Source organism: Cellulomonas septica (genome assembly GCF_012396155.1).
GTDB lineage: Bacteria > Actinomycetota > Actinomycetes > Actinomycetales > Cellulomonadaceae > Cellulomonas > Cellulomonas septica.
Genome location: NZ_JAAXOY010000070.1, coordinates 1 through 9,253 on the forward strand (window position 1 = coordinate 1; position 9,253 = coordinate 9,253).

Consider the following 9,253-nt stretch of genomic DNA (forward strand, 5'->3'; position numbering starts at 1 on the left):
GGCCGCGTGCGGGGTCAGGCGGGTTCCGGCGGCGCGCGCACCGCGGACGACGACGCCCGCGAGGACGGCGCCCATGCCGAGCTGCGTGAGCGCCGTGCCGAGCCCCGAGCCCGCGATGCCCAGGTGCGCGCCGTAGACGAGGACCACGTTGAGCACCGCGTTGACGACCGCGCCGGCGGTGGCGACGACGAGCGGCGTGCGGGTGTCCTGCAGGCCGCGGAGCGCACCGGTCGACGCGAGGACCAGCAGCATCCCGGGCAGGCCCGGGGCGGACCAGCGCAGGTAGACGACGGCCTGCTGCGCGGTGTCGCCGGTCGCGCCGAGCGCGCCGATCAGCCAAGGGGCCGTCAGCCACGTGATCGCCCCGAGCGCGACGCCGAGGCCCAGCGCGAGCCACATGCCGTCGACGCCGACCTGCAGCGCACCGCCGCGGTCACCCGCACCGAGACGTCGGGCGACCGCTGCCGTCGTGGCGTACGCGAGGAAGACGCACAGGCCGACGACGGTGACGAGCACGGTCGACGCCAGCGCGAGACCGGCGAGCGAGGCTGTCCCCAGGTGCCCGACGACCGCGGAGTCGACGAGGACGAAGAGCGGCTCCGCGACGAGTGCGCCGAGCGCCGGGACGGCGAGGGACAGAATCTGCCGGTCGACGGCGGACGTGTGATGTCCGTCAGATGAAATCGCGTCCAACCTTTCTCGCATCCACATGCCGTGCACAGCGTCGGGGCCGGTCAGGGGTTCGTTCGGAGTCTTTCGTCCACCGTATCCACAGGACTGTCCACGGACTGTGCACAAGCGGGTCCACCGCCGTCCACAGGACACCTCACAGCGTTGTCCACAGGCCCGTTTGGAACGCCGCGCGGACCGTCCTAACCTCGCGGGCGAGGCAGGACCGGACGCGAGTGCGGTGCGCGCGTGCGGGGTTGTCGGTGGCCCCTGCTAGAACAGATGTTCGACGGTAACGGATGACGGGGATGGGCGGCCAGTGACGATCGAGGAGCTCGAGTACGGGGCGCCCCCGGACTCCGGTCGCGGCAACGGCGGCTTCGACCGCACCCCGCCGCAGGACCTCGACGCCGAACGGTCCGTGCTCGGCGGCATGATGATCTCGAAGGACGCCATCGCCGACGTCATCGAGCAGATCAAGGGCACGGACTTCTACCGCCCCGCGCACGAGGCCATCTACGACGCGATCCTCGACCTGTACGGCCGCGGCGAGCCCGCCGACGCCATCACCGTCTCCGACGAGCTGACCAAGCGCGGCGACATCGGCCGCATCGGCGGCGCGCCCTACCTGCACACGCTCATCGCGTCCGTCCCCACCGCCGCGAACGCCGGCTACTACGCGCGGATCGTGCGCGAGCGCGCGATCCTCCGCAAGCTCGTCGAGGCCGGCACGCGCATCGTCCAGCTCGGCTACGGCACCGACGGCGGCGACGTCGACGAGATCGTCAACAACGCGCAGGCCGAGGTCTACGCCGTGACCGAGCGGCGCGCGTCGGAGGACTACCTGCCGCTGGGCGAGATCATCGGCGGCACGGTGGACGAGATCGAGGCGGCAGGCCACCGCGGCGAGGGCATGATCGGCGTCCCCACGGGCTTCTCCGACCTGGACCGCCTGACAAATGGATTGCACCCCGGGCAGATGATTGTCGTTGCAGCGAGGCCTGCCATCGGTAAATCAACCCTGGGAATCGACATCGTTCGTTCCGCGTCGATCAAGCACGGGATGACGTCCGTCGTGTTCTCGCTCGAGATGAGCCGCAACGAGATCACGATGCGTCTGCTGTCCGCCGAGGCGCGTGTGCACCTGCAGAAGATGCGCACCGGGCAGATGGGCGAGGACGACTGGGCCAAGGTCGCCGCGACCATGGGCAAGATCTCCGAGGCGCCGCTGTTCATCGACGACTCGCCGAACATGTCGCTCATGGAGATCCGAGCGAAGTCGCGCCGGCTGAAGCAGCGGCACGACCTCAAGCTCGTCATCATCGACTACCTCCAGCTCATGACGTCCGGGAAGCGCGTCGAGTCACGCCAGCAGGAGGTCTCGGAGTTCTCGCGAGCCCTCAAGCTGCTGGCGAAGGAGCTCGAGGTCCCGGTCATCGCGATCTCGCAGCTGAACCGTGGTCCTGAGCAGCGCACGGACAAGAAGCCGCAGATGAGCGACCTCCGTGAGTCCGGCTGCCTGACGGAGGACACGCGGATCCTGCGCGCGGACACGGGCGCGGAGACGACGCTCGGCGAGCTGTACGCACTCGGCGCCAAGGACGTGCCGGTGTGGGCGCTCGACGAGCGGCTGCAATACGTCCGCCGCCACATGACGCACGTCTTCCCGACCGGCGTGAAGCCGGTGTACCGGCTGCGGCTCGCCTCCGGCAAGGAGGTCACCGCGACGGCGAACCACCCGTTCCTCACGTACGAGGGCTGGACGCCGCTCGGGGAGCTGGAGGTCGGGTCACGACTCGGCGTGCCGCGGCACGTCCCTGGTCCGGAGCAGCGCGCCGCCTGGGACGACCGCAAGGTGGTGATGCTCGCGCACCTCCTCGGCGACGGGTCCTTCGTCAAGCGGCAGCCGGTGCGGTACGCGTCCGTCGACGAGGCGAACCTGTCGGCGGTGTCCGACGCCGCGACGGCGTTCGGGATCACGCCGATCCGCGACGACTACGCGGCGGCCCGCGTCACGACCCTTCGTCTGCCCGCGCCGTACCGGCTGGCCCGCGGCAAGCGGAACCCCATCGCCGAGTGGCTCGACGACTTCGGCCTGTTCGGCGCGCGCAGCCACGAGAAGTTCGTGCCGAACGCGGTCTTCCACCTGCCGAAGGAGCAGATCGCGCTCTTCCTGCGGCACATCTGGGCGACCGACGGTTCGGTGACGGTCAACGCGAACGGTCAGGGCGGGCGGATCTACTACGCCTCGACGTCGCGTCGGCTCGTGGACGACCTGTCGCGGCTGCTGCTGCGCTTCGGCATCTCGACGCGCGTCCGCAGGGCGACGCCCAAGGCCGGCTACCGGGACGGGTGCACGCTCGACATCTCCGGTGTCGACGACCAGCGACGGTTCCTCCAGGAGATCGGCGTGCACGGCGCGCGCGGCCTCCAGGCGGAACGGTTGCTCGAGATCGTCCGCGCGAAGAGCGGCAACCCGAACGTCGACACCGTGCCGCGCCAGGTGTGGGACGACGTGCGGCAGCTGCTCGTGGAGAACGGCATGACGCACCGCGAGTTCGCTGCCGCCCTGGGCACGCAGTTCTGCGGGTCGACGATGTGGAAGCACGCGCCGTCGCGGCAGCGACTCGGCCGGATCGCCGAAGTCCTCGGGAGCGAGGACCTGGAGATCATGGCGGTCAACGACCTGCTGTGGGACGAGGTCGTCGCCATCGAGCCGATGGGGGAGCAGCACGTCTACGACGCGACCGTCCTCGGCACCCACAACTTCGTCGCCAACGGCATCGCCGTCCACAACAGCATCGAGCAGGATGCCGACATGGTGATCCTGCTGCACCGCGAGGACGCCTACGAGAAGGAGTCGCCGCGCGCGGGCGAGGCCGACCTGATCGTCGCCAAGCACCGAAACGGCCCGACCGACACCATCACGGTCGCCTTCCAGGGCCACTACTCACGCTTCGTCGACATGCAGGCCTGAACATCGGCAGTCGCCGAGATGCCGCCGACTTTGAAGATCCGAGCACCACACGCGAGAGACGGCTCCCGACAAGCTGCTTGGTAGGGCCGGTGAACCAGCAGAGGAGGCAGGATGCGCGTGGGTCAGAAGGTCCACTGGAACACCTCGCAGGGCCGCACGACGGGTACGACGGTCGAGCGTCGGACGTCCGACTTCACGTTCGACGGGCAGCAGTTCCGGGCGTCCGACGACGAGCCGTTCTGGATCGTCGAGTCCGAGAAGACCGGCGCACGCGCGGCGCACAAGGAGTCAAGCCTCACGCCAGCGTGAGAGGTTGGTCTTGGTCTCCCACCATCGCGGCACTTCCTGCCCTGGTGACCAGGAAGACGCTTCGGGAGCGTCAGTGAGCCTGCCAACGACGGCGACGACGTCGAGGTGTGGGTGACCCACCATCTGGCTTGTCGGTGCACGGACCTAGCATCCGGAGCATGACGCGGTACGTCGACGAGGACCTGCACGGTGCGGAGTTCCGCGAGTGCGATCTGACCGGGGCGCGCCTGATCGGCGTCGTCATGCAGGATGCCGTGATCGACGGGCTCGTCACCAACCTCGTGGTGAACGGTGTAGAGGTCACCGAGTACGTCGAGACCGAGCTCGACCGGCGTCATCCGGTGCGGGTGCTGATCCGCTCCGAGGACCCTGCCGACCTGCGCGAGGCATCGCGTCAGCTCCGGGCCGGCTGGGCCGCCACGATCGAGCGGATCCGCCGTACGCCCGGCATCGAGCGCCGCAGCGTGAACGACGAGTGGTCGGCGGTGCAGACGATGCGCCACCTGGTCTTCGTCCACGACTCGTGGTTCCGCCGCTGCTGCCTGGGCTCGACGGAGCTGTTCACGCCGATGGGCATCGGGACCACCGACGAGCGCTACCGCGAAGCGCACGGCCTCGACCTGTCGCTCGATCCGTCCCTCGACGAGATCGTGAGCGTGCGCGAGGCACAGGCCGCCGAGCTCGAGGCCTGGCTCGACGAGGTCACCGCTGTGCAGCTCGCAGCGCGAGCGGCGGTGCCCGACGACGACGTCTGGCCGCCGTACGCCCGGGGCCGCTCGGTGCGGCAGTGCCTCGGCACGGTGCTCAACGAGACCTTCGAGCACCACCGCTTCTGCGTCCGCGACCTCGACCTCATCGAGGCACAGGACGCCGAGTAGGGCGGGCTACGGACTCAGCATCGCGGATGCGGGCATCGCTGACCTTCGGCGCGGTGCCGATCTGGTGGGCCCGCGCGCATGCCGTCGTCGAGACGCACGACAGCGCGCAGAGCGAGGGACGGGAGAGGGTGGGCTCGATCGGATCGAGCCCACCCTCGTCGGTTCCCGCAGTCGCGGTGTGCCGTTCCGTGCCCGTCAGTGACTCCGGGCCGGACCCCGTCCCCCGGCTGTCACCGCTGGAGGGTCAGGAGGCCCGGGCGGTAGGGGAGGTTGTTGTAGTCGGGGTTCTGGTTGGGGTCACGACCCTGGTAGAGCAGTTGCAGGTTGCACGGGTCGATCGTCTTGGTCTGGTCGGGGTTGGACCGGACCAGGTCACCGTGGCTGATGTCGTTGGTCCACGTCGCGCCGCTGTTGGCCTTGCCCGCGAACGGGTTGCTCTCGGTGGCCGCCTGCGGTGTCCACGTGCCCGACAGGCTGGACGACGTGAACGAGCGGAAGTACCGCCCGCGTGAGCCCATCGCCTCGACGAGCATCAGGTACTGGTTCTGACCGGCGACCTTGTAGACCTCCACACCCTCGAACAGGTTGGCCTGGGTGTCGCTCATGATCGTCGTGTAGTTCGAGCCGAAGCTGCCCGGGAAGTTCCCGATCGGCATGCTCGCCCGGTAGATGTTCCCGTTGTCGCCGGCGAAGAACAGGTACATGTTCTGCCCGTCGGCGATGAGCGTCTGGTCGATCGGACCCGTCCCGGAGTTGGAGATGCTGCCCGTGAAGAGCGGCTGCGGTGACGACCACGAGTTCACGTTCGTCGGGTCGGTCGAGGTCCGGTAGATGAACGGCCACTGACCCCACTGGTACGCCAGCACCCAGATGTTCTTGGGTGCGAAGTAGAGCAGCGTGGGAGCGACCGTGCCTGACGGGAGCGCGTTCTGGCTCGCGGTGGCCATGTCCGACCAGTTCGTGAACGGGCTGAACGCCATCGAGCCGTAGCTGCCGTTCTCGACCTTCGTCGCGTAGACGAGGTGCTTGCCGTTGTGGACGACGTTGGTGAAGTCCTTGAGCGACGTCCAGCCGGACCGCGGCTGGGCGAGGGGGCCCGAGGAGGTCCAGCGGTAGGTCGACGGCAGCGAGCACGTCGGGGTGCTGGTGGGCGTCGGGGTCGGGGTCGGGGTGGCGGTCGGCGTGGGCGTGACCGTCGGGGTCGGGTCCGGGGTGGGTGCGACGCCACCGTTGCAGACCGTCCCGTTGAGGCTGAAGCTCGTCGGCGACGCGTTGCTGCCGCTGTAGGCGCCGTTGAACCCGAACTCGACGGTGCCGCCCGCGGGGATCTGCGGGTTGTAGCCGACGTTCTTGGCCGTGACCTGGTTGCCGCTCTGCGTGGCGGTCGTGCTCCACGCCTGAGTGATCGTCTGGTTGCCGGGGAACGCCCACGTGAGCGTCCAGCCGTTGATCGCCGAGCCGAGGTTGGTGATCTTGACGCTGGCGGTGAAGCCGGTGGCCCACGAGTTCGCGGTGTAGCTGATCGAGCAGCCGGTGCCGGGGTTCGACGTCGGGGTGGGTGTCGGCGTCTGCGTGGGCGTCTGCGTCGGCGTCGGGCTCGGCGTCGCCGAGTTCAGCGTGTCGAGGACCGCGGTGTAGGCGGCCTTCTTGTTGCCCGAGCCGTCGAAGAGCAGCGGTGTGCCGCCGGAGCGCCAGGAGTCGGTGTCGCGCACGCCCCAGACGGTGATGCCGGTGCAGCGCGCGACGTTGAGGCAGGCCTGCACGACCCGCTGGTAGTTCTGCGCCTGCGAGGAGCCCGAGCCCTCGATGTCGAGCTCGGTGATCTGCACGTCGACACCCAGGTTGGCGAAGTTCTGCAGCGTGGTCTGGTAGTTGCTCGGCACCGGGCTCTGGGAGTTGAAGTGCGACTGGAACCCGACGCAGTCGATCGGCACACCACGCGACTTGAAGTCCCTCACCATGCTGTAGACGCCCTGGGTCTTGGCGTGCGACCAGTCGTCGGTGTTGTAGTCGTTGTAGCAGAGCTTGGCGCCCGGGTCGGCGGCGCGGGCGGCGCGGAACGCGGCCTCGATCCAGTCGTTGCCGGTGCGCTGCAGGTTCGAATCGCGGCGGCTGCCGGACGAGCCGTCGGCGTAGGCCTCGTTGACGACGTCCCAGGCGTAGATCTTGCCCTTGTAGTGCGTCGCGACCTGGGTGACGTGGTTGAGCATCGCGTTGCGCAGGTCGGTGCCGGACATGTTCTGCATCCAGCCCGGCTGCTGGGAGTGCCACGCCAGGGCGTGCCCGCGCACGCGCTTGCCGTTGCTCTGCGCCCAGTTCAGGATCCGGTCGCCGCTGGAGTAGTTGAACTGGCCACGGTTGGGCTCCGTGGCGTCCATCTTCATCTCGTTCTCGGCCGTGATCATGTCGAACTCACGGTTCGCGATCGTCTGGTACGTGCTGTCGTTCAGCCGGCCCGCGGCGATCGCTGTGCCGAAGTACCGCCCGCTCTGCTGCGCCGCAGCACCGAGCGTGCTCGCCGCCGCCTGGGCGGGCATGGCCGCGGCGAGGCCCGCGGCGGCCACCGCCAGGGTCAAGGACGCGGCGACGACTGCGCGTCGCCCTCGTCGTGGTGTGGTCGTCATGGAACACCTCTCTCGGAGGACCGACGGGACGGGCCGGTGGGCTGTCGGCGCGGAGCTGGTGGACGGACGACGCCGTCTGCCCACGGGGCCGCGGCCGCCAGGCGTGACCACCCGGCGGCCGACAGTGTGAGCGCTCACATTCGCACCACGACGAGTGGAGCGACAGAGGCGAATCGTTTTGGGGTTTTATCGATCCAAGGCACCAGGCACCAGGCACCAGGCACCAGGCACCAGGCGCCAGGCACCAGGCACCAGGCACCAGGCACCAGGCACCAGGCGCCGGGCCACCCGAGCCCGTCTGCACGCCGACCCTGCGACACGCCGGGGCCATCACGCGACGACCGACCAGGCGGTGCGGGACGGACGTCCGCCGCCTGCGCGTCCGAGCGGGTCCGGTGACAGGAGATGATCTGCGGGTGGTGGTCGTCCCGGTGCTCGCGGCATGAGCCTGTCGCTGTGGCTCGCGCTCGTCGGTGCGTGCCTCGTCATCTCGCTCACGCCGGGCGCCGGTGCGATCAACACCATGGCCAACTCGCTGGGCTCCGGGTGGGCGCGCTCCATCTGGGGGATCCTCGGGCAGCAGGCCGCGCTCGTGCTGCACGTCGCGATCGTCGCCGCGGGGGTCGGTGCGCTGGTCAGCCGCTCGCACACGGCGTTCGAGATCATCCGCTACGTCGGTGCCGCGTACCTCGTCTACCTCGGGGTGCGGCAGTTCCGCGCGCGGCCCGGGTCCGACGACGGCGCGACCGAGCGCGTCGTCGAGGGCGTCTGGCCGATGTTCCGCCGCGGGCTCCTCGTGAACCTCACCAACCCGAAGGCGATCGTCTTCTTCCTCGCCTTCGTGCCGCAGTTCGTGCGCCCCGACCGGCCGCTCGTACCGCAGTACGCGGTGCTGGTCGCGACCGTCGTCGCGGTGGACGTCCTGGTCATGTGGTGCGTGTTCGCGCCGGCGGCGCGCGGGCTGGCGCGGGTCATCGCCCGTGAGGACGGGCGCCGGGTCGTCAACCGGGTGTTCGGCGGGCTGTTCGTCGGCGTCGGGGTCCTGCTCGCCACCGTGTGACGTGAGACGGCCACCGCACGGGCGGCGATGCCGGTCGCAACGGCGCTGACGGGAGTCACGGGGACGGTAGGGTCTCGCGGGGCGTGGGGCCGTGACGTGCGGCTCCGCGGACATGGCGGACCCGACGACGAGGAGTGTTCCCTGGTGCGCAAGATCGTGCGCTGGCTCGCAGCGGCTGTGGTGCTGACGGTGACGGGCTTCGGTGCCGCGGCACCCGCAGCAGCCGCCGACCCGGTGGTCGACGTGCGGGCGTTCGTCGCCGCCGGGTTCCACGGGACGACCGACGACGACTACCGCGACTGGGCAGAGGTCCTGGCGTCCGTCCCCGACGGCCCGTCGACGCGCCAGCAGGCCACCGCCGCCCTGGCCGGGACGATCGAGGAGCTGCGGGCGTACGTCGACGGCGGCTACCTGAACCCGTGGTTCGCCGACGAGCGGCTGCGGGTCACGCGCGTCCTCGCTGCCGCGACCGGACCCGCGGTCGAGGCCGGCGCGCAGGCGGCGCTGGCCAGCAGCGACCGGCAGGACCTGTCGGACTTCCTCACGAACGGCCTCCCGGTGGCGCAGTACGCCGACGACCGGCTGATGGCGTCGACGATGCTGACGGGCGGCGTGAACAACAGCGGCCCGGCGCTCGACGCGGCCGCGCAGGCGGCGCTCGCCGGCACGCCCGCCGAGCTGCGGGAGTTCCTGCTCGTCGGCCAGTTCGTGGCGCGCGCCATTGACGCCGCCGCAG

At 69.9% G+C, this 9,253-nt stretch carries 7 protein-coding genes; 5 read left to right on the plus strand and 2 right to left on the minus strand.

Features of this window, described 5'->3' with window-relative positions; translation table 11 throughout:
- On the minus strand, window positions 1-711 hold a 711-nt coding region (locus tag HGA02_RS04835), incomplete at its 3' end, for an MATE family efflux transporter (RefSeq protein WP_168678047.1).
- Window positions 712-988: 277 nt separating this feature from the next.
- Between HGA02_RS04835 and HGA02_RS04840 the strand changes: the two genes are divergently transcribed.
- The 3 genes from HGA02_RS04840 to HGA02_RS04850 all read left to right on the plus strand — a co-directional run bounded on the left by HGA02_RS04840 (window position 989) and on the right by HGA02_RS04850 (window position 4,833).
- A complete protein-coding gene (locus HGA02_RS04840; RefSeq protein WP_168678048.1) occupies window positions 989-3,646 on the plus strand; it encodes a replicative DNA helicase in 2,658 nt (885 codons plus the stop codon).
- A gap of 111 nt (window positions 3,647-3,757) precedes the next feature.
- The gene (locus HGA02_RS04845) at window positions 3,758-3,955 is read left to right on the plus strand and encodes a hypervirulence associated TUDOR domain-containing protein (protein WP_168678049.1); all 198 of its coding nucleotides are present in this window, start codon (window positions 3,758-3,760) and stop codon (window positions 3,953-3,955) included.
- Between the two features lie 158 nt (window positions 3,956-4,113).
- Window positions 4,114-4,833 carry a DinB family protein gene (locus HGA02_RS04850; protein ID WP_168678050.1) on the plus strand — a complete coding sequence of 240 codons (720 nt, stop codon included), beginning with the start codon at window positions 4,114-4,116 and terminating at the stop codon, window positions 4,831-4,833.
- A 230-nt stretch (window positions 4,834-5,063) separates the two neighbouring features.
- Here HGA02_RS04850 and HGA02_RS04855 read toward each other — a convergent pair whose 3' ends face one another.
- Complete coding sequence (locus tag HGA02_RS04855; RefSeq protein ID WP_168678051.1) at window positions 5,064-7,457, minus strand: non-reducing end alpha-L-arabinofuranosidase family hydrolase; 2,394 nt, start codon at window positions 7,455-7,457, stop codon at window positions 5,064-5,066.
- A gap of 442 nt (window positions 7,458-7,899) precedes the next feature.
- On the opposite strand from HGA02_RS04855, the gene HGA02_RS04860 reads away from it, so the two are divergent.
- Window positions 7,900-8,517 (plus strand): LysE family transporter, encoded by a 618-nt coding sequence (locus HGA02_RS04860; protein WP_168678052.1) that lies wholly within the window; start codon window positions 7,900-7,902, stop codon window positions 8,515-8,517.
- Between the two features lie 144 nt (window positions 8,518-8,661).
- Window positions 8,662-9,253 (plus strand): ALF repeat-containing protein (locus HGA02_RS04865; protein WP_210728183.1); only part of this gene is annotated, 592 nt, incomplete at its 3' end.

What these genes read in the sequence shown, in the direction of transcription:
- HGA02_RS04845 (WP_168678049.1), top strand. Translation starts at nt 3,758, where the DNA reads ATGCGCGTGGGTCAGAAGGTCCACTGGAACACCTCGCAGGGCCGCACG.
- HGA02_RS04850 (WP_168678050.1), top strand. Translation starts at nt 4,114, where the DNA reads ATGACGCGGTACGTCGACGAGGACCTGCACGGTGCGGAGTTCCGCGAG.
- HGA02_RS04855 (WP_168678051.1), bottom strand. Translation starts at nt 7,457, where the DNA reads ATGACGACCACACCACGACGAGGGCGACGCGCAGTCGTCGCCGCGTCC.
- HGA02_RS04860 (WP_168678052.1), top strand. Translation starts at nt 7,900, where the DNA reads ATGAGCCTGTCGCTGTGGCTCGCGCTCGTCGGTGCGTGCCTCGTCATC.